The 20,754-nt window shown below is 60.9% G+C and carries 20 protein-coding genes; 16 read left to right on the top strand and 4 right to left on the bottom strand.

The window, feature by feature from the left end; genetic code table 11:
- Window positions 1–44: 44 nt before the first annotated feature.
- Window positions 45–2,882: an AAA family ATPase gene (locus tag B0G81_RS43200; protein ID WP_134144062.1), complete on the bottom strand. Its 2,838-nt coding sequence runs from the start codon at window positions 2,880–2,882 to the stop codon at window positions 45–47.
- A gap of 172 nt (window positions 2,883–3,054) precedes the next feature.
- Here B0G81_RS43200 and B0G81_RS43195 point away from each other — a divergent pair, with 172 nt between their 5' ends.
- Window positions 3,055–3,582: a conjugal transfer protein TraD gene (locus B0G81_RS43195; RefSeq protein WP_166679230.1), complete on the top strand. Its 528-nt coding sequence runs from the start codon at window positions 3,055–3,057 to the stop codon at window positions 3,580–3,582.
- Window positions 3,583–3,841: 259 nt separating this feature from the next.
- Here B0G81_RS43195 and B0G81_RS43190 read toward each other — a convergent pair whose 3' ends face one another.
- The gene (locus B0G81_RS43190) at window positions 3,842–5,278 is read right to left on the bottom strand and encodes a chromosome partitioning protein ParB (RefSeq protein WP_134144060.1); all 1,437 of its coding nucleotides are present in this window, start codon (window positions 5,276–5,278) and stop codon (window positions 3,842–3,844) included.
- Window positions 5,275–5,817, bottom strand: coding sequence for a ParB/Srx family N-terminal domain-containing protein (locus B0G81_RS43185; RefSeq protein WP_166679229.1), 543 nt, complete (start codon window positions 5,815–5,817; stop codon window positions 5,275–5,277). The genes B0G81_RS43190 and B0G81_RS43185 overlap by 4 nt, the downstream gene beginning before the upstream one ends.
- Window positions 5,818–6,041: 224 nt before the next feature.
- Here B0G81_RS43185 and B0G81_RS43180 point away from each other — a divergent pair, with 224 nt between their 5' ends.
- From B0G81_RS43180 to B0G81_RS43155, 7 genes are all read left to right on the top strand, one after another.
- Window positions 6,042–6,455, top strand: coding sequence for an antirestriction protein (locus B0G81_RS43180; RefSeq protein WP_134144058.1), 414 nt, complete (start codon window positions 6,042–6,044; stop codon window positions 6,453–6,455).
- A 52-nt stretch (window positions 6,456–6,507) separates the two neighbouring features.
- Window positions 6,508–7,341 (top strand): DUF932 domain-containing protein, encoded by an 834-nt coding sequence (locus B0G81_RS43175; protein ID WP_134144057.1) that lies wholly within the window; start codon window positions 6,508–6,510, stop codon window positions 7,339–7,341.
- A 65-nt stretch (window positions 7,342–7,406) separates the two neighbouring features.
- Window positions 7,407–7,733, top strand: coding sequence for a hypothetical protein (locus B0G81_RS43170; RefSeq protein WP_106285634.1), 327 nt, complete (start codon window positions 7,407–7,409; stop codon window positions 7,731–7,733).
- A gap of 20 nt (window positions 7,734–7,753) precedes the next feature.
- Window positions 7,754–7,903 carry a hypothetical protein gene (locus B0G81_RS44105; protein ID WP_166679228.1) on the top strand — a complete coding sequence of 50 codons (150 nt, stop codon included), beginning with the start codon at window positions 7,754–7,756 and terminating at the stop codon, window positions 7,901–7,903.
- Window positions 7,904–8,063: 160 nt separating this feature from the next.
- Complete coding sequence (locus B0G81_RS43165) at window positions 8,064–8,426, top strand: single-stranded DNA-binding protein (RefSeq protein WP_106285632.1); 363 nt, start codon at window positions 8,064–8,066, stop codon at window positions 8,424–8,426.
- A gap of 689 nt (window positions 8,427–9,115) precedes the next feature.
- Window positions 9,116–9,826 (top strand): hypothetical protein, encoded by a 711-nt coding sequence (locus B0G81_RS43160; protein WP_134144056.1) that lies wholly within the window; start codon window positions 9,116–9,118, stop codon window positions 9,824–9,826.
- Window positions 9,827–9,853: 27 nt separating this feature from the next.
- Complete coding sequence (locus tag B0G81_RS43155) at window positions 9,854–10,114, top strand: XRE family transcriptional regulator (RefSeq protein ID WP_134144055.1); 261 nt, start codon at window positions 9,854–9,856, stop codon at window positions 10,112–10,114.
- 257 nt (window positions 10,115–10,371) lie between these two features.
- On the opposite strand, the gene B0G81_RS43150 is transcribed toward B0G81_RS43155, so the two are convergent.
- Window positions 10,372–11,013, bottom strand: a complete 642-nt coding sequence (locus B0G81_RS43150) for a DNA methyltransferase (protein WP_134144054.1) — start codon at window positions 11,011–11,013, stop codon at window positions 10,372–10,374.
- 786 nt (window positions 11,014–11,799) lie between these two features.
- Between B0G81_RS43150 and B0G81_RS43145 the strand changes: the two genes are divergently transcribed.
- The 8 genes from B0G81_RS43145 to B0G81_RS43110 all read left to right on the top strand — a co-directional run bounded on the left by B0G81_RS43145 (window position 11,800) and on the right by B0G81_RS43110 (window position 20,704).
- A complete protein-coding gene (locus tag B0G81_RS43145) occupies window positions 11,800–12,618 on the top strand; it encodes a LuxR C-terminal-related transcriptional regulator (RefSeq protein ID WP_134144118.1) in 819 nt (272 codons plus the stop codon).
- Between the two features lie 228 nt (window positions 12,619–12,846).
- Window positions 12,847–14,238: an MFS transporter gene (locus B0G81_RS43140; RefSeq protein WP_243856942.1), complete on the top strand. Its 1,392-nt coding sequence runs from the start codon at window positions 12,847–12,849 to the stop codon at window positions 14,236–14,238.
- 97 nt (window positions 14,239–14,335) lie between these two features.
- Complete coding sequence (locus tag B0G81_RS43135) at window positions 14,336–16,033, top strand: FAD-dependent oxidoreductase (protein WP_134144053.1); 1,698 nt, start codon at window positions 14,336–14,338, stop codon at window positions 16,031–16,033.
- A gap of 29 nt (window positions 16,034–16,062) precedes the next feature.
- Window positions 16,063–16,242 (top strand): hypothetical protein, encoded by a 180-nt coding sequence (locus tag B0G81_RS43130; RefSeq protein ID WP_134144052.1) that lies wholly within the window; start codon window positions 16,063–16,065, stop codon window positions 16,240–16,242.
- Between the two features lie 82 nt (window positions 16,243–16,324).
- The gene (hmgA, locus tag B0G81_RS43125) at window positions 16,325–17,620 is read left to right on the top strand and encodes a homogentisate 1,2-dioxygenase (RefSeq protein ID WP_134144051.1); all 1,296 of its coding nucleotides are present in this window, start codon (window positions 16,325–16,327) and stop codon (window positions 17,618–17,620) included.
- A 21-nt stretch (window positions 17,621–17,641) separates the two neighbouring features.
- Window positions 17,642–18,910 carry a fumarylacetoacetase gene (gene fahA, locus B0G81_RS43120; RefSeq protein ID WP_134144050.1) on the top strand — a complete coding sequence of 423 codons (1,269 nt, stop codon included), beginning with the start codon at window positions 17,642–17,644 and terminating at the stop codon, window positions 18,908–18,910.
- A gap of 13 nt (window positions 18,911–18,923) precedes the next feature.
- Window positions 18,924–19,610 carry a maleylacetoacetate isomerase gene (gene maiA / locus B0G81_RS43115; protein ID WP_134144049.1) on the top strand — a complete coding sequence of 229 codons (687 nt, stop codon included), beginning with the start codon at window positions 18,924–18,926 and terminating at the stop codon, window positions 19,608–19,610.
- A gap of 284 nt (window positions 19,611–19,894) precedes the next feature.
- Entirely contained in the window at window positions 19,895–20,704 is an 810-nt protein-coding gene (locus B0G81_RS43110; RefSeq protein ID WP_134144048.1) for a site-specific integrase, read from the top strand.
- The last annotated feature ends 50 nt before the right edge of the window (window positions 20,705–20,754 follow it).

The following is a 20,754-nucleotide window of genomic DNA, read 5'->3' as shown; positions in this document are numbered from 1 at the left end:
TCATCCCGCGCTTCAGTTTTACTTTGTAATTCCAATAACCGAAGTCATTTACCGATTTCCGGACCGCCTCGACCGCGCGATTCTGACCTTTCACGCAATGAACTGCTTGGCTCGACCATCTGACCCGCCGCCTCGCGGAGCTGCGCTTTGAACTCATTGCGCCGGTCCTGCCGCTCCTCGGGTGTCATGTCGGCAAAACGTCGGGATGCTCCGCTTCCGGGCGTCGGTTGCGAGAGCCCGGCGGCCTCATCATTGATTCCTGAGCGCTGTGCCCGCGCAGCTCTCACCTCGTTGACGAGCGCTGCTGCCCGCGCGGCGCCGCTGAGCTCAACGAGTGCGTGCCACGCGCGATCATCCCGTTCCACCACGTGGCGAATCTCGCGACGCATCGCGGAATCGGCCCTGTCCAGTTCCGCGCCCGTCCGCTTCAGCGCCGCGCGATCTTTCGCCGGTACCGGCCTGCCCGCCCGGGTTGCGGCCACCGCCGCAGAGAGGGCGTCGGCATACTGCCTGACGGTACGATTGAGGGTCTTTTCCGGGCGTTGTGGCCGCGGTGCGTTAGAGTACTCGACGCGTCGCTGGTTCAACGTGTGCCGGTAGCCCAGCTCCGGCTGGCGGTCACGCTCCGGTCGCAGCTCATGCTGTGCGCTGAACGATTTTTCGTCGGCGCGCGCAAGACTGCGCATCAGCGCCTCGCCATCCGCGAACTCGTCCCGACCAGCCGCCACCACCAGCTTTTCCTTGTGCCGCGTCATCGCCACATAGGCCAGCTCGGCATGCATGCCCTTCGTGGCCAGCACGTACGCGCGATCGACCGTCACCCCCTGGCTCTTGTGGATCGTCAGCGCGTAGCCGTGATCGAAATGGCCATACTGCGCGGTATTGACCGCGAGTTGCCGGCCATCATCGAGCCGCACCTGCAGGACGGCGCCGGCCGCTGTCCTGTCACCCGCCGCATCGATCCGTTCGACAGTTGCCAGCGTTCCGTTCTTCACCTGCATCACGTACTCGTTCTGCAGGAACATGATCCGTTCACCAGCGGCGATCGCAATATGCCGGTCTCCCGTCCCCACGATCGGCACGGTCTGTTCATCACCGAGCTCGCCAGCGATCCGCCGCAATTCGCGCACGCGTGCATTCAGCGCGCACCGCTCGTCGTTGGTGTGTGTCAACAGTAGCTGGGACAGGCCGGGGACTTTCCGGCGATCGTCCTGCCATTTAGCAATCAGCTGCTCGCGTGCGTGAGCAACGGTCGAAAATAGCTGCACGCCACCGCGCTCCGCATACGCGGACACCGCCGATTGCACGTCGTGCCGGGCCAACGCCGACGTGGCTTCGCGCTGCCAGGCCTCCTTCTGTCGCATGATTCCGGTCAGACTTTCGAGTTGACCGGCGGCACCCGCTTCGCGCGACACCGCGCGAAAAGCATCGCCTGCGTCGACCGCATGCAGCTGCCACGCGTCACCGACCAGGCGCACACGCGCGCCGGCCTCCTGCGCGTGGCCCAGCAGTTTTTCCATCTGCCGTGAGCCGACCATGCCGGCTTCGTCGACCACCAGCACCGTTTTCGGATCGAGCGTGACCGTACCGCGTTCGATACCCGACAGCAGGCTGTGCAGCGTCCGGCTGGCGATGCCGGTGTCGCGCTGCATGTCGTCCGCCGTCTTGCCCTGCAGCGCCGCACCCATTACGCGCGACCCATCCACCTCGAGCGCTTCGCGCGCCGCAGCAAGCACGTAGCTCTTGCCGGTCCCGGCCGCACCATTCACCACCACGAGCTGGGCACGCCCGGCGAGCGCCACAAAAGCGGCCTCCTGTCCTGGATTGAACTTCCGGGCTGCGCGTACCGTTTCGCGCACCACAACGTCGCCCGCTATCCCGTCAGCGGTACGACTCATCGTGCGTGCGCGTTCGACCAGGCGCAACTCAATCGCGCGCAAATCTGTTGACGTGAACCATTCGCCCTGACGACCGGAATCGCTGAGCGCGAGCAGTTCCTTCGAATTCATCAGGCGGGCATAAACCTGCCGGAACTGTTCCGCCCCGTCGGTGTTGCGGAACACGAACTGCTCGACATCGCGCCGTGAGAAGGTGGATTGATGGATCGTCAGCGCGGCGACGCCGATCGCCGGATTGATCAGCAGTCGCTGACCGTTGCGGAAAGCGCGCTGGCGATTCTCTTCCAGCACACTGGCCATCACGCCACGCTCGCCCGCATAGCGCGCCACGCCCACCTTGACGGACGGTTCCAGCTCAATCCCCAGCGTCCGGTAACTGCGGTGGTCAATGCGGGCCTCGATGCCCGCCTGTGCCATAAAGTGATTGGCGGTGACCGCCCACTCTTCGCGCACGTCGCGAACAAACTGCCGGCTGCTCAGATAGCGATCCTTGCCGGCACCGCCCTTTTCCGGGTCCGCCGCGTTCCAGCGCCTGAAATAATGCTCCGGATCGCGCGCGATGCCGTCGTTCACCCGCTCCGTAAACATGATGTGCGCGTGTGGCTGTTCCAGCCCGTCGCTGGCGGCCGGATTGTGGATCGCCCAGGTGTACGCGTGGCGCTCGCCGAGCGTGTGTTCAACAAATTCACGCACCAGTGCGACGCGCTGTTCGTCGTCCAGTTCTCGCGGAATCGATACCTCGATTTCGGTGTACGGCCGGCCATTGACCCGTTCATGGGTGTCCGCGGCCTGCCAGAAGAGGCTCGCGTCATGCGCGGCCCATGCCGGCATATTGCCGCTCTCGGTCATCTTCAGGTCGCCACGCGCTTCGAACTTGCCGCCGCGGGAAATGTAGGCGTAGTGATCCTCCCGCGCAATGTACTTCGCGTGCTCGCCAGCGGCGGCTTTCCTGCCTGCTTTGACGCTCAGATGGTACGTTGGCATGGGCGGTGTGCTTTCGTCTTACCATAAGCTGTTTCCATGCTAGCATGGAAACGCGGAAGCGCACTTTGACCCGCCCTGCTCACCAGGGCCTGCGGCGTCCCCCTCCCTGCTGGCCGCTTTTGCATTTTTCATGATCCGGAATGGTGTCACAGGCAGGGCCGATGCCCGGCCTGTGCTGCCGCTCGATGCAACGTCAATCTGCTTCAGGAGAAAGATGATGGCAAAGAACGAATGGCTCACGGAACACATTCAGTACATCCAGGGTTTGAAGTCCCCTACGGCCACGCAGACCCTGCTGGTCGAACTCGCGACGATCCCGGCTCCCACCGCGCAGGAGTCCCGCCAGCTGGACAAGCTGGTCCGGCTTGAAAAGATCAACCAGAAGGCAGACTCGATGAAAGCGGAAGCCGCCCGCATGTTGAGTGAGCGACGCGAAAACCAGCGCAGGGCCCACACGCGCGAACTGATCGAACTCGGCGGCATCGTCCCGATGGTCGATTTTCCGGTGGATCGCGGCACGCTGACCGGCGCGTTGCTGTGGGCGCTCGATCAGTTCAGGACGGACGGTGACTTGCAGCGCACGCTGAAGAAGCGGGGCGACGCATTCATCGCCGAGCGGGAAAATGACAAGAAACCGGAGACACAAGCCAGCGCCGGGGTAGCGGCTGAAGCGGCTACGGCGGAGAAGGCGCCCGCGTAACGGGTCGTATCGAACCGGATCGCCCCTGTGCTTTGCTCCGGGTCGGCGTTGTCAACGATCTGCGGCGCGGCGAGGTACCTGCCGACTCGCGCTCCTCGTCAGAATGCGACGGCGCGCGCAACATGCGGGAGCGGATTGGACGCGTGAAAACGGGCTTGCCGGACGACGGAGCTTCAGATCCGCACTACGAAAAACGGGCCGCGCGACTGGCGGCCCGGCAGGTGTCGCCCGGACCACCTGGCCCGGGCTTTGTGTGACGTTAGCGTGTTTTTCCGCGCTTCGTTTCGCTCATTGCACGGTTCCTCAGCACTTCCGGCAACCAGCCGCTTTCTGCCATCCGGAGCTCGGCAGCCGCAGCGGCATCGCCCTTCTTCATGCCTTGCAGTTCTGCCGCTGATTCCAACGAAACGGCTTCGCTCACCACGTCGATGATCCGTGCTTTGGAGACGTGATTCAGGTAGCTTTGCTGCGTTGGCTTCCAGTAGAACGCCATATCAATCTGCATCACGTCGGCGAGCGCGCTGATCGGGTGGGCACTATCAGTCGCGCTGATACCGTCGAGCGTCGCGGCCACGCAAAATGCGAACAGGCTCGCCATGACGTCGGTTTCCTGATTGAGCAGCCAGGGCAACAGGTCGTCCACTTTTTTCGGCAGCAGTTTCACCCATTTCGCGCGGTCGGCTTCGATCTGTTCAAAGGCCACACTCGATTCCATGTCGTCGGCCTCGCGCACCAGCGAATCGCGCGATTTGTGCGCGTCGATCTTCACGGCGCTCCCGGCATAAGCGAAGTGATAACGCTCGTCGAACACGGTGGGAATTACCCGGTTCATTAGCGCGGCCAGTGCTACGACAGGGCGGCGGGAAAGTTCAGCCTGCACCGCAGCGGTCCGGTGCGCCGTCAGACGGCGGCACAGCTTTTCGCTGTGCACTGGCTTTTCTTTGGCCTGCGGTACGGTGGCCGTCATGTCTCCCTCGCCATCGTTCGCGCCCTCCTCCGGATACACACGTGCCACATCCTCGCGCTTGACCAGTCCGCGCTCGATGTTGAGCTCCCCCTCCTGGTCTATCGTGATGAACACCCCGCCCAGTTTCATGTCGTCGTCCGCCCAGGTCTCAAGCCGCTCCCCGAACGCGTCGACCTGGTCGCTCAGCGCATACGCTTGCTGTTCCAGTTGCTCGCGTCGTTCGTCATCCTCGACCACTTCCCCATCCTCGCAACCGTTCAGCTTTGCGTCGGCCTCGTCGCGTTTCACGATGAGCGCATCAAGCTCGGCCTGCTCGTCAGCCGTCAGTTCGCGCGAAAATGAGGGCAAGCGGCCATACGCCATGACTTCGCCATAGTCGCGCTTCGTTCGCGTTTCGACCCAACCCCATCCTTCCGCTGCGACTTCCTGCGACGCGGCGACCAGCCGTTCGGCGGCCAGCCGGTGCAGCAGGTCCGGGTCGGCAATATACCCGGCATTCTCCGCATCACTGAAAAGGTCCCGCCTTATGTAACCGCCTGCGGCCGCATAAGCGTCCAGCCCGACAAATCGGGCGAGGTGGCTGCGGCTCGCGTCAATCTCGGTGCCGGTGATCGCAGCACGCAATTCCCGCGGTTCGCGTTGCCATGCCTCGCTCGCCTCCAACCACACGCGCTCCTGCAAATCGTGATCGTCGGCCAGCGCCAGCGCTGTCACCTGCTCGATATTCATTTCGTCGTTGCGGAACAGGTCAAGCAGCTTGGTGAGACGTTCGCCAGTTTCAGACGCCGACGTACCATCAGATGTGAAATCCTGAAAAGCGCGGCGATGTATTCGACGCTCCGGCCTTCCTCAGCCAGCATCCGGAACGCCTCGCACTGGTCCGCCGGATGCATCGTTTCATGCTGGTTTTCCAGCAGTGACGCGGCAACGGCTTCGGCCTCGCTGACTACCTTCACCGGCACCGGATGGTCTGATGCAATCTTGCCCTGCGCGAATAGCAGGTCGAGCGCAGCCAGACGACGCTGACCGGCGCATACGCCAAGTTTCGGTTTCTTCGCGCGCGAGCCCTTTATGGCGTGCACGACCAGGTTCTGCATCAGGCCTTTGGCTTCAATCGTGATCGCCAGTTCTTCAATTCCAGTCGGGGCTTTCCTGCGGACGTTTGACGGCGACCTGCAAAGCAGCCCGTAAGGCACATATTCGATTCTCGTTTCATTGCCGAAATTCGTTTCGAGTCCAGTTTCGGTAATTCTGTTTTCAACAGACACAGTCACGGTTTATCTCCGGTTTCGGACCACAACGGAATGTCGGGCCACGTCTTAATAATAGGTCTTATAGACCGCAATACAAGGAATATTCAGATTGATATTGTTAACTGATATTTATGGGTAATTGATATTATTGATGAGTTATTTTTGATATGCGGGTCTTTTAGACCTAATATATACACGTGGCCCGACATTCCGTTGTGGTCCGAAACCGGAGATAAACCGTGATTGATAACGAATTCAAGGTGTCGTCGAACGTCGTTCCGGAAGAACTGCGCCTTAACTTCCTCCCTCACTACCTTGGGGCGCACTACCTGCAGGGTGAGGCAATGGTGTACGACTGGGCGCGCCGTCTCTGCCGCGCCTACAACGGCGGATCATGGAACTTCTTCCAGCTGTCCAACGGGGGCTTTTACATGGCCCCTGAACGGTGCGGGCAAATGCACGTCCGGTGGCACATGAACGGCTACAACGACATGATGGGAGCCGACGCCTTCGGCATCGTCGTCACGCTGTTTGCCTTGTGCCACCTGCTGGAGAAGTGCGGCGATGACCGGATCGCCGACCACTACCACGCGCTACGCGCCTACGCGGCGCATCACGTGGAAGCCGCCAACATCCTCCGCGCGATCGACTAACCGACCCGCCCCGGCCTGCGGGCTGGGGCTGATCCCGACATTGGGGAACAGCATGGACACCACTTACCTGGCAAACCGCTTCAGCCGCAACGCAGTTGGCACACGTTCGGATCGCCCGCTGACGAATGACGAGATTGCAGAGGTTGCCCCGTCGATCTTCGCGCTATCCGCGCACGAAAGCCGCTCTGAACGGTACACCTACATTCCAACCAGCGATGTACTGGACGGCCTGCGCAAGGAAGGTTTTCAGCCCTTCATGGCCTGCCAGACCCGAGTGCGCACTGACGACAAGCGCGTCCACACCAAACACATGGTCCGCCTGCGCCACGCCGACCAGATTACTGGCCGTGAAGCCAACGAAATCATCCTTCTGAACAGCCACGACGGCACCAGCAGCTACCAGATGATCGGCGGCATGTTCCGGTTTGTCTGCCAGAACGGCATGGTCTGCGGAGACACCGTTGGCGATATCCGCGTGCCCCACAAGGGCGATGTGATCGGCGAGGTGATCGAGGGGGCATTCAGGGTGCTCGACGGCTTCGAGTCGGCGACCCGGCAGCGCGAAGGGATGGCCGGTGTGGCGCTGACCGACGGCGAACAGACCGCTTTCGCGCGGGCCGCGCTTGCGCTGCGGTACGACGACGACAAGCCAGCGCCCATCACTGAACGACAACTCCTGACACCGCATCGCATGGAGGATCGCTCTCCGGACCTGTGGACGACGTTCAATCGCGTGCAGGAAAACATGATCAATGGCGGCTTGCGTGGTCGCAATGCGAATGGCCGGACCACCACGACCCGCGCCGTGACCGGCATTGACCAGAACATCCGACTCAATCGCGCCCTCTGGGTCCTTGCTGACGAACTGCGCCGCCTGCGCGGCTAACGGGTACGCCCCGACCCGCCGGTCGGGGCCTGCTCTCACGACATCAAATACGATAGGGACATCAAATGGATACCGTTCATATCCGGCCAACGTGGCTGACCGCCCTCTTCCCCCTGCTGGCTGTCTGGCAGTATGGCGACCGGTCGGTAGTGCGCGCCGAACTGCTGCGCATGGCGCTGTCGGCCGACGCGGCCGCAAGGTCAGCCGAAGCGCTCACCCGCATTGCGAACATGCTTGACCGCGATGGTCACGCGATCGAGATGCACCGCGACGAACTCCGTGCAATCGCCCGGACCGCCCTGTCCGAGTTCGACCGGGTGCCACCGCGCGCCCCGCTGCCGACCTCCGCCGACGCGGATCTTTACCACGCCTGTTCCGTCCAGCCCTGCTGACATCTTCCGGAGATCACACCATGCATGAAGCAACCGACACAATGGTTCACGGCGTAGACGGCGCGCTCGCGCTGCGCCGGGGTATCGCCGCGCTCGCCCGTCTCGACGTGTTCGATGAAGATGGCGACATCCTGCTGTTCAGCGCCCCTGCCGACTGGTTGCCCGGATAGATCAATGTCGCCGTCCAGGCCTACCAGCGCGGCGCCAGCCACGGTGAACTGCATGGCGAGCGCAAGGCGCGCTATGATCCGGCGGGCGCTCGGCATTCACCAGTAGCACAGCATGTTCCGCATGCCCCCATCCCCGCGTAGACATATAGGAGTACGCATCATGAACCAGCTTTTCTTTACCGGCCGTGTTGCTGCAACCCCGGTCCTCTCGAATCACGGTGATTCAAAGGTGGCAAAATTCACTCTGATTTCCAACGAGTATGCCGGTCGCGACGAAAGCAGCGGCGAAGCGAAAGAGCGTCAGCTGCGGATCCAGTTTACTGCGTTCGGTTCACGCGGCGAGGTCATTGCCAGAAACGTCCTGAAGGGCGATCAGTTGATCGTTGAAGCGAAGCTGTCGAACAACGACTACCTGGACGGCCAGGGTGTCGAGCGCTACGGCTACAACTTCACTGTTGATAACTTCGAATTCGGCGCACCTGGCGAACTCAGGCGGGCGCAACTCGCGCGGCGTCAGGAATAATCCACGTCGGCACCGGTTCATGCTGGGGCCGTTGACCAGAACAGGCGATGACGTGGCAACCGTGGGCGGCGGCGATATTTCGTACGGCCTCGCATCTGCCGGGAAATGGCATGAATTGCGTGCCCGTCCCAGCCGTCCGGAAAGGTAGCCCCTTCCTGCCAAGCCCTGTGCCCGGCTAACCGCAGGCGTCACGCGCGCGCCGGCGCGCCCGGATCGAGGCGCACGGGGACCCGCGCCAGCAGGCGTGGGGAGAGCGCCGGCGAGGCGCAATAGCGCCGGGACGATCCGGTACGGCACAAACAGACCGTGGCCGGGGTCGTCAAGCAGCCGCAGGCTGCGTGTTTCCCCCGCGGCGAAGCCGTGGGGGCTGGACCCAGGACCGGTACGGCCTGAGCTGTCGTACGATCCGGTACAGGAACTGAATCATCAGGAGCAGATATTGGAAGGCTGAACGCTTTACGCCCGCGCCGAGGGACTGGAGCGTCCTAAGGCACATAGGGTTGTGGCCTGGCGCGAACGGCAGCAACGCACTGGCGTTGACTACAGCGGCGTATATTTCTGCGGTATGGTTTCAGGGCTTGCACTGCTCGAAGCCCTGGATGCGACGTTGTCGTTCGGCGTCGCCTCTTCTATCACCGAACACGGATGTAAGGTCGAAGCCCCCCACTCCGGACAAGCAAGGTAACACCATGAGCATCCCGCCCCGCCCGAAAACACACCGGATTACCAGCGACGTGCCCGAGCACCTCCTCGAGGCGTTCCAGCACACCATCACGGAGTTTTTTGCGAACGCGCACGGCGGCCAGACCCCGGCGCAGCGTGCCGCGGAGATTCGCGCCGGCGATCGTGACCGTGGCCTCGATTCGCTCCTGCAGCTCGTCGACGTGGCCGAAGGTGACACCGTACAGGCAGAGGCCGTCGCAGAATTGCTCGCAGGCCTGTACAACGGGACGGACTACCGTTTCGATCTCACAGCGTTGCGGGCACTGGACGACGATCTTTTCGAGCACTGCCTGGCCGTACTGCGGCTCGATCATCGTCCGGACGTTGAGGTACATCAATATTTCCCCGACGGACAGCAGCGATGGCAGCAGATAATCTCACGCTGGAATCTTGACAAACGTCCAGCGCCAGAACCGCCGCCGGTTCGCGGCGAACGCTATCAGGCGCGCTATGTGACGCATTCTGAAGCGCCCGGCTATCGCGACATCACGCTGGTTGTCGCGATCGACGGTGACCCGGCCCACGAGTTGCCGATCGAGCTGCACTTTTCGGCTGCAGATTCCGAAAGCATGGCTCGCGACCTGGTCGATCTGCATCGCCGAGCGTGGACGCCTCGTGAGCACCGCGTCGCCCCGCTCGACGCGAAAGAAGGCGAGCGGCGACCTCAGTGGCTTTAAAATTCGATCGCGAGCAAAGGAGCGAACATGACAATAGAGGTTCAAATAAAGATTCGCCCGGAATGCCTGCAACCGGCCGTCAGCTGGATGGAGCCTACCGGGGCGGAGATACAGGAAGTGATTCGCCTGGCGGGATTCTCCGGCAGGCAGGCCGCTGATTTCCTGGGGCTCGCAGACAAGAGCGGCCGCCAGCTTAGACGCTGGATAAGCGGGGACGCAGGCATTCCCTATTCGGCATGGGCGCTGCTCTGCGCTGCGGCCGGGTTAGGCCAGATATGGGAGTGCTGAATTCGATCCTGATCGCCGTTACGCCCAGCATCACGACGGAATGCCTGTGGACTGATACTGCCAGGCAATTCGACGAAGACGATATTCACGTAGAAGCACATGGCACGCACGTTGATCGATCCTCGTCTGAATCGAGGTCGGATAGCCAGGAGCAGGAAGACGCTGGGAGGCAGTGGCGTCGGGATCCACGACAGATTCCAGTCCATGATGAGAAACCGTCAATGGCGCCCGTGACGCAACGTCGCGGGCGCGGAACGTCATTCAGCAATTACATCGCACTTGTTCAGGCGGGCTTGCGCAGCGGCATACCACGTCGCGTCCAGATCGATGCCAATGTATCGGCGATCCAGTTGCTGCGCGGCCACGCAGGTCGAGCCGGAACCTGCGAACGGGTCGAGTACGACCTCGCCGGGTTGAGTAAAAGCCTCGATGAGAGGCCTCAGGCAGCCCAGAGGCTTTTCGGTCGGGTGATGGCGGTTGCCGGAGTACTTCCATGGAATGACGTCAGGCACGGGCAGCATTGGCACCGCGGGCGAACCTTTTGCAAGGAGGTAGGCGGATTCGTGCTGATATTTGACGAACCGCGCTCTGGATGCGTACGGCTTGGCGAACACGATGTGCCCCACGATCCGGAAGCCGGCGCGCTTCCATGCGTCAAAAAACAGTTCGGTCCGGGTCCATCCATATAAGCTCGCGCACAACGCATCATTTTTGAGTACGCGATACGTTTCAGCAAAAGCGGGTGCAAGCCAGTCCGCATGAACATCAGTCGCGATCGAGCGCCCGCTACGATCGTCATAGTTAACCAGGTATGGCGGATCGGTGAGGACGAAGTCGACGATCGCGTCTGGAATTTCCGGCAAAACGTCGAGACAGTCGCCGTGCATGAGATAGCTCATCCTTGCTCTCCAGGAAGTTAAGGGAGTGGGTAGCAAGGCGACGCGTGCGGCCACACAGTTTCACTGCCCGGCGCTGGCGAGCGCCGGGCGAGTTCCGGCGGTCAGGGGACCGTGGAATAAATGGGAGGCAGGCCGTAGGCAGGCACCGTTTATGCCGCGAAAGCCCTTGAAGGGGTGGGCTGCCGTGCGACACTCGGTGCGCGCGCCAGCACACACCGTCCGCCGGATCCCGGCCCGCGATTGTTGGCGACGGGTAGTGAAAGCTCCCTTGAAACAACCAATTTTTTTAGGAAACCTCACTTGATTCTGACGATGCCGCCCGGACACGCGGGCGGTGGTGCGTTGCTTTTTGACATGAGATAGACGGATGTGACCGTGCAGCGGGCGTTCAAATGGATACGCATCCTCTACCGCTGCTGGCAGACTGGGACACGATACGACGAAAGCGTCTATCTAAACGCGCTGAGGGGGCGAGGCTCACCCCTTCTTGCAAACCTCACGGTTCCCCTTCTCAAAGCTTGACTGAGTGACTCAGGGCGTGAAGCGGCCGCACAACTCACGTCGACATAACTGACCGCTTCCGGATTCCAACGGGTCATCCGATCCACTCACTCATCGACAGTGCTCAACCAGGACTCGCGATGGTGCCAATGCTCGAGAGTATTATGGGTATGATCGCATCGTGTTGTCCGCCTGTTTTATCCGAAACATTCGGCGAGAACGAAAGCGAATGATGCCTCCGTGCAGCGCGTAGAATCGTCTTATTCGAACTCTCCAAAGCCAATCATGCGCTCATGGCGGATCGAACGTCCCATTCTCTCAGGAAACCTGGATCTTTCGCGGGCGACGAGCCTGGTATCAGCCATTGGGTCCGATGATGCCAACGCGTTTGCCGCGGAAGTCTTGAAGTTACTAGGGGATGCCGCGGGCATCTCGCAGTGCACCGTATTTGCGTACGAATTCAACAATCGCCCTCGAACGGTCTCCGTGGCAGACCACCGCGGCGGCCGATTCCTGCGCAATGTGGCGGATACATATGCCAAGACCTTCTACGCGCTGGACGGCAACCAGACGATTATCTCGGCGGCCCGTCCTGAGAAACTCGATTCAGCGGTCCTCCTCCACCAGCAAGCCATCGAAGACATCTCGCATGAGGGATATCGAGCCGCCTGTTATCACCAACCTGACGTGTCGGGCCGACTCTCCCTTTTACTGCAGCCGTCGCAGGACATCTGGCTCTCCGTCAATCTCTACCGCGACCGCAGGCGCGGAAATTTTCACCCGAGCGAAATCGCGCTGATCGAAGCCTTTTCCCCGCTCATCGCTCAATCCGCCAAACACCATTACGCGCTGTGCGGCCAAATTCAGACCGGCATTCCGCAGTTGATGTTGGCGCGCGTCCGTGGGATCTGCCCGGATTTATCGAAGCGAGAACTCGATGTGCTCTGCGGTGTTTTGGAGGGCCGCACCGCGCAGGAAATCGGCGAACTGATGGGCGTCAAGGCGTCCAGCGTCGTGACCTATCAGAAGCGCGCTTATCGCCGCCTTGGCATCTCAAGCCAGCGTCAGTTGTTCGCCCTTTGCCTGGCTCCAGGTAAAAGCTGATCCCGCGCTGCCCCTTCCATCCGACATCGGCCGCTTATGCGGTCGCCTAGCGCCAAGGGTTTCCCCTAGTCCTTTCGTCCTCCAAGTCGTACCCAATTTGGGGACAGCGCCTGTCGGGGGTACTCGCATACTCCAGTCATCGCCATACCTCGCCTCCCTGACGAGCCTGACGCGATTGCATTGAGTGCTGTGGCACTCGACATAGACTTGATTCTGGAGACGACTCACATGGAAACGACTCCGTTGGCTGACCGTAGCCCACTTCCTGGCGGCCCGGAAAACGGTTCTGGATCGGGCGCTTCAACGCAAGAGCAGCATGTCATCGCCAAGGTATCTCGACACCTGCTCTGGTTTCTCTTCATCCTGTTCTTCGTCTCGTTTCTGGATCGAATCAATATCGGATTCGCTGGACTAACGATGATGAAAGATCTTGGTCTTTCGGGAGTCCAGTTCGGTCTGGCCACGACGTTGTTCTATATCGCCTACATTGCGTTCGGCATTCCGAGCAACATCGTTTTGGCACGGATCGGTGCGCGAAAATGGATCGGGACCATCATGATTGCATGGGGTCTGGCCTCCACGGCGACCATGTTTGCGTCGAGTCCGGGCACGCTTTACCTGCTGCGCATTTTGGTCGGCGTGACGGAGGCCGGCTTTCTGCCGGGCATCCTGCTTTACATGACATACTGGTTTCCGAGTGCATATCGCGCGAGAGCAAATGCCATGTTCATGATCGCGATGCCGGTGACGGCCGCGGTCGGCTCTGCGCTCTCGGGATACATCCTGGGATTGGACGGGACGCTCGGACTCAAAGGGTGGCAATGGTTGTTCTTTCTGGAAGGCTTGCCTTCGGCGATCCTGGGCCTGGTCGTATTCGGTTATCTGCGCGACGGCCCTGAAAAGGCAACCTGGCTCAGCACCGATGAAAAGCGCACGCTCTCGCAGACGCTCGCTGCCGAGCACAAAGCCGATCCCGTGCCGCGCACGCCGGCCACTGAAGAGAAAAGCCTGTTCAGCGAGCTCTTCTCGCCGACCGTCATCAAGTTCGCACTCGCTTATTTCTGTCTCGTCAACACGCTCGCCATGGTTGCCGTGTGGACGCCGCTGATCGTAAAGAGCTTCAGCGCCGACGCGAGCAATCGCACCGTTGGTCTCCTGGCTGCGATCCCGCAAATCTGCACGATTGTCGCAATGATCTGGTGGGGAAGGCGCTCCGATCGCAAGCAGGAACGCAGATGGCATCTGATGCTGCCGATGCTTTTCTCCGCTGCTGGCTGGCTCTGCACGGCCTACTCGACGCTGCCGGTGGTCCAAATGGTGGGCATCTGTCTAGCTTCGGCGGGATCGTACACCGCCATGTCGATCTTCTGGACGACCCCCGATCACGCGCTGAGCTTCCGTGCCCGTGCCGTCGGCATCGCGGTGATCAACGCCACCGGCAACATAGGCTCGGCCTTGAATCCACTGGTGGTGGGCTGGTTGAAAGATCTGACGCATAGCTTCTCGGCCGGATTGCTCTATGCAGCAGCACTGCTCGTAATTGGCGCCATCGTGGTTGCGGTGTTGCCGATTCAGGCTAAGCGCCCGCGCCATGCCGAATTATCAAATAACGCTAGTTAGTGCTTGTCGCCTTTGCGCAAGCCAGACGATGGCGGGATGCCAGCAATGAAAACCGGTCCCGCATGGTCCCCATGCATATTAGTTCCAGGAGCAAACGATGGAATTCAAGACTTATCCCTTCACTGCGAAAAAGTACGCTGCCGCCGTGCCGATGCTTGACAACGGCATCGAGACGAAACGACACGCAGTGACGATCGTTGGCGGTGGGCCAGTCGGACTGGCAGTGGCGCTCGGCCTCGCCAATCATGGTGTTCCTTCTGTTTTGATCGAAGCCGACGATTCCGTTTGCTATGGGAGCCGGGCCATCTGTATCTCGCGCCGGAGCCTCGAAATCATCGAGCGCCTGGGTGCAGTGGACGGATTTCTGAAGACAGGGCTGCCTTGGGCCGGTGGGCGCAGCTTCTACCGCGACACCGAAGTGCTGCATTTCAAGATGCCGCAGGACGACAACCAGAAACTGCCGCCCATGGTGAACCTTGCGCAATATCACATCGAGCAGTTTCTCCTGGACGCTGCGCAACGGAGGTCTGACCTTATCGATATTCGTTGGCAGACCCGGGTGAGCGCCATCGATTCTCGCCCAGACGGCGCCACGCTCCGCCTCGTGACGCCTGAAGGCGACTATTCGCTCGACACGGACTGGGTCGTCGCCTGCGATGGCGGACGCAGCGCCATTCGCGACGCGTTAGGTCTGCAGCTCAAAGGAACGAGCTACGAGGGCCGCTATGTCATCGTCGATATCGAGCTCGAGAGCGACCGGCCGACCGAACGTCTTGCCTACTTCGATCCGTCGTCCAACCCGGGCTCCACCGTGCTGGTCCACAAACAGCCTGACAACGTTTGGCGCATCGACTACCAATTGCGTGACGGTGAGGACGCCGAAGAAGCGGTGAAGCCGGAAAACGTCATGCCGCGGGTGCAAAGTCTGTTGGACATGATGGGCGAGCGCGGCGCTTGGTCGCCTATCTGGATCACGATCTACAAGGCTAATGCCCTGACGTTGGATAGCTACCGACACGGGCGCGTACTTTTTGGCGGCGATGCAGCCCACCTGGTCCCGATCTTTGGAGTGCGCGGCGCGAATTCAGGTATTGACGATGCGGACAATCTTGCGTGGAAGCTCGCCTTCGTGGTCCGCGGCCTGGCGTCCGAAGGATTACTCGACAGCTATTCGGACGAGCGAGTCTTTGCTGCCCACGAAAACCTCAGGCATGGCACCAAGAGCACAGAATTCATGGCGCCGCCGTCATTCGCCTTCGAGTTGATGCGTAAAGCCGTGTTGAGTCTGGCGATCAAACATGAACGCGTGCGCTCTCTGATCAACCCGCGGCAGACATCGGCCATCACTTATACGGCGTCGCCGCTCAATACCTCTGAAGCGGAGCCGGGCGCATTTGTGACAGGTCCCGTGCCGGGGGCTGCCCTCGCGGAGTGTCCGTTGACGATTGTCGAAGGCGGCAACGCACGAGAAGCTTATTTGACAGACCTAATCGCCCCCTGCTTCACAGCGTTGCACTTTAGCGAAGACGGTCGGGTCCCTGAAGGATTCACCGAACTCGGCGCGGCACTTCGAAATGAGAAGCTGCCTTTCAAGCTTATCCCTGTGACGCCGCATCTGCACCCTGAGACCACGAACGATCACAACTGGGACCATACGGGTCGGCTGTTTGCCATGTACGGCGCGAAACCCGGCACCGTCTATCTGGTTCGCCCGGACGGTCATGTACTGGGACGCTGGCACGCGCCAGCCGCCGCTGACATTGCGGTAGCAATCCACGACGCACTCAACACGTGAGCACGACCAACCTGATTAAGGAGAACGCCATGACCGACAGCGACCTCGATAACGTCTATACCCGACTGTGCAAGGCCATGACCCAAGTGGGCGAGGCAAACACCCCACTGTTTCTCGCGCGGTTCGCGATGCTCGCGATCGATACGATTGACAATTCGGCCATCGCACTGAACCTGATCGACGATGCAAGCGAAGGGATGCCTGAGTAAGTGCATAAGCGGAGCCCCCATGCAAGCGAGGCCTTATATCCGTGCTTCTGGCGCCCAATGTCCTTCGTGAGAGATCGAAACCATGACACTCAACTATCAAACCGGCTTCGCCAATGAATTCGCTACCGAAGCCCTGCCCGGCGCGCTTCCGGTGGGGCGTAACTCTCCGCAACGAGCGCCTTATGGCCTGTACGCCGAGCAACTCTCGGGCACCGCATTCACTGCTCCGCGCCACAGCAACCGTCGTTCGTGGTTATACCGGATTCGCCCGGCGGCCATGCACTTGCCGTTCGAGCGTATCGAGAACGCGCGCCTGCTAAGCCGCTTCGACGAAGTACCGACACCGCCAAATCAGTTGCGCTGGGATCCCCTCCCGATGCCCGATGCGCCGACCGATTTCGTGTCGGGCCTGGTGACCATGGCCGGCAATGGTGCGCCCGACGCGGGCAGAGGATGCGGTATCCACCTCTACGCCTCAAACTGCTCGATGACCGAGCGTTTCTTTTACAACGCCGACGGCGAGTTGCTCATCGTGCCGCAGCAAGGACGGCTGCGCGTAGCAACCGAAATGGGTCTGCTGGAGGTCGAACCGCAGGAAATCGTTGTCATCCCGCGAGGCGTACGTTTCCGGGTGGAATTGCCGGATGGTGAAGCACGCGGGTATGTTTGCGAGAACTATGGCGCGCTATTCAGGCTGCCGGACCTTGGCGTGATCGGCTCCAACGGTCTGGCTAACCCGCGTGACTTTCTCACCCCGGTTGCATCGTATGAAGACCGCGAAGGCGAGTTTGAGCTGGTTGCAAAGTTCCATGGCAATCTCTGGCGCGCCCATATCGACCATTCCCCGCTCGACGTGGTTGCGTGGCACGGCAACTACGCGCCTTACAAATACGACTTGCGTTGCTTCAACACGATCGGTTCGATCAGCTACGACCATCCTGACCCATCGATTTTCCTGGTGCTACAAGCCCCAACCGACACGCCCGGCGTCGACGCCATCGACTTCGTTATTTTTCCGCCGCGCTGGCTCTCGATGGAAAACACTTTCCGTCCGCCGTGGTTCCACCGTAATTTCGCCAGCGAGTTCATGGGGCTGATTCATGGCGCCTATGACGCAAAGGCAGAAGGCTTCGCGCCGGGAGGTGCATCCCTTCACAATTGCATGAGCGGCCATGGCCCGGATGCCGATACGTTCGCCAAGGCGAGCGAAGCGGACACGACTCGGCCTGATCGGGTCACGAATACCATGGCGTTCATGTTCGAAACGCCCGCCGTGATTCAACCTACGCGCTACGCACTCGAATCGTCCCAACTGCAAGGCGAGTACTACCGATGCTGGCAAGGCCTGAAAAAGCATTTCAACCCGTCACAGGTCTGAATTCGCACAAGGAGAAATCGCATGTCATTGATCAATGAATCGCACGACCCGGCTCTGAAGAGTTGGGTGGAGCAGGCAAACCAGCGGGGAAGCGATTTCCCGATCCAGAACCTTCCATTCGGTCGTTATCGACGCATTGGCACGGACGAGGACTTCAAGATCGGTGTCGCAATTGGCGACCAGATCCTGGATCTGCAAGGCACACGCCTGATCGACAGCCCGGACATGAACGCGTTGATGGCACTCGATACGGCCGCGCGACTGGGTTTGCGTCACGACATTTCTCGAGGGTTAGCGCAGAGTAGCGCGCAACAGCAGGCATGGTCGAAGCTGCTCATCGAGCAGAGCGCGGTGGAGATGGCAGTGCCTTGCCGGATCGGAGACTACACGGATTTTTACACGGGAATTCACCACGCCACGTCCGTCGGCAAGCTGTTCAGGCCCGACCAGCCTCTGATGCCGAACTACAAATGGGTGCCGATTGGTTACCACGGCCGGTCTTCATCCATTCGCGCGAGCGGCCAAACCTTTCGGCGGCCACGCGGGCAGACCAAGGCGCCGGACGCCGTGCAACCGAGCTTCGGTCCCAGCGGAAAACTCGACTACGAACTCGAACTCGGCTATTTCGTCGGCCGTGGCAACGAGTTGGGGCAACCCGTCTCCATCGACGATGCGGAGAGTCGTCTGTTCGGGGTGACATTGCTTAACGACTGGTCGGCGCGCGATATCCAGGCGTGGGAGTATCAGCCACTCGGCCCGTTCCTGTCGAAGAACTTCGCGTCGACCGTCTCGCCTTGGCTGGTCACGACCGAGGCGCTCGCGCCTTTCCGCGCGCCATTGACGCGTCCGGAAGGCGACCCGCAGCCGCTTCCTTACCTGGATGGCGACTTCAATCGCAAGACAGGAATGTTCGACATCATGCTTGAAGTCCTGATACTGACGGAGCGCATGGCCAAGTCCGGTCTCGCACCCGAACGCCTGACGCTGGGCAACGCCGGCACCGCGGCCTACTGGACGGCGGCACAACTGCTCACGCACCACACGGTCAACGGCTGCAATCTCCAGTCCGGCGATCTACTTGGTTCGGGCACGTTGTCCGGTCCCGCAGCGGACGAAGCCGGCTCGCTGCTCGAATTAACCGAGGGCAGCAAAAAGCCGATCAAGCTGTCCAACGGCGAACAGCGGACCTTCCTGGAGGACGGCGACACGCTGATTATGCGTGGCTGGTGCGAACGTCCCGGTGCGGTCCGCATCGGTCTCGGCGAAGTCCGTGGCACCGTGCTGGCATAAGAACAAACCATCGATGAGAGAGTCCATCAAACCGGAAGCCGCAGTCTCAGAACGCGTCGTTTACACGTATTTCCGCAGTTCTGCGGCATACCGAGTGCGCATTGCGCTCAACCTGAAAGGTCTCGACTACCGCGCAGTGCCGGTTCACTTGCTTCGTGATGGCGGACAGCAACATCAGCCCGAATACCGCGCGGTTAATCCTTTCGGGCTCGTGCCTAGCTACCGCGAGGACGGTCGAACCATCCGTCAATCGTTGGCCATCATCGAATACCTCGACGAATGCCACCCCGAACCGCCATTGCTGCCCGCCACCCCTTTTGGGCGCGCCGAGGTAAGGCAGTTGGCGCTATCGATCGCTTGTGAAATTCATCCGATCAATAATCCGCGGATTCTGAAATACTTGGAGCGCGAGCTACACGTCGATGAGGCTGCAAGGCTTGCATGGATGCGACACTGGATCGGGACCGGGCTTCAGGCGCTGGAAGCTCTGCTGGAGGACATGGGTTCATCCGGGCGTTTCTGCCATGGCAATCAACCTACGTTGGCAGACTGCTGTCTCGTACCTCAACTATTCAACGCACGTCGGTTCGAAGTCGATCTTTCTAAAATTCCGCGTTTGATAGAAATCGACGACGCCTGCGGCGCCTTGCGGGCCTTCCAAGACGCACATCCGAGCAAGCAACCAGACGCCGCGATGTAAAGTCTGGTCGGCGAGCCTTTCGACAGCGCGAAATGGGCGGCCTTATGTTTTGCGCCTAATTTCTAGGTAGTTTGTGACGTGAAGTTTCGCCGTTTCGTCACTGCCGGTTGCGTCTGACATCATGATCAGGCGTCTGGAGAGTAAGGTCTGACTCGGTTCGCAGAACGAAACCGCTCGCGCGGTAGGGGGCTGCGGTCCGACGCTGGAGGTCAGGGAGGGGCCGGTCGCGCGGTTTATGTTGGCGAATGAGGCAATCCGCCTCGTTCTTCAACAGGAGCCGCATCATGACCTCCTCTCAACCGGCCGTCAGCCCGTTGCGCCAGCGCATGATCGACGACATGCGTATGCGCCAGCTTTCCCCGAAGACGCAAGCCAACTATCTGCGCATCGTCCGCGAGTTCGCCCGATACCTCGGGCGCTCGCCTGATACCGCCACGGTCGAGGACCTGCGAACCTACCAGCTGCATCTGGTCGATCATGGCACGTCACCGATATCACTGAACGCCGCGATCACCGGGCTGAAGTTCTTCTTCGAGACCACGCTCCACGAGTCCGAACTGATGGCCCGGATGCAGCCCGTGCGCGTGCCCCGTACGTTACCGGTCGTGCTCAGCCCCGATGAAGTACGGCGGCTCATCGCCGCCACAGGCAACCTGAAGCACCAGACGGCTCTCTCGGTTGCCTACGGCACCGGGCTGCGCGTCAGCGAAGTGGTGGCGCTGAAGGTCACAGACATCGACAGCCAGCGCATGACGCTGCGTGTCGAGCAGGGCAAGGGCCGCAAGGATCGCTACGCGATGCTCTCACCGGTGCTGCTCGAACGCCTGCGCGTCTGGTGGCGTGTGGCCCGTGCCCAGGGCAGGATGCCCGACGGCGGGTGGCTGTTTCCCGGGCTCGACCCCATCGATCCCCTCACGCCGAGGCAACTCAACCGTGCCATCCGTGCGGCCGCCGAGGCCGCGCAGATCGACAAGCGCGTGTCGATGCACACGCTGCGCCACAGCTTTGCCACGCACCTGCTCGAACAGAAGGTCGACATCCGCGTGATCCAGGTGCTGCTTGGCCACAAGAAGCTGGACTATGTCCCGCGTTGAACTATGTCCCGTGATTGGTGGGAGCGTCAGCCGATAGTGGATTTCCGGCA

This window comes from Paraburkholderia sp. BL6665CI2N2 (genome assembly GCF_004366535.1).
Taxonomy (GTDB): domain Bacteria; phylum Pseudomonadota; class Gammaproteobacteria; order Burkholderiales; family Burkholderiaceae; genus Paraburkholderia.
This window is presented reverse-complemented; position numbering and strand designations above follow the sequence as displayed.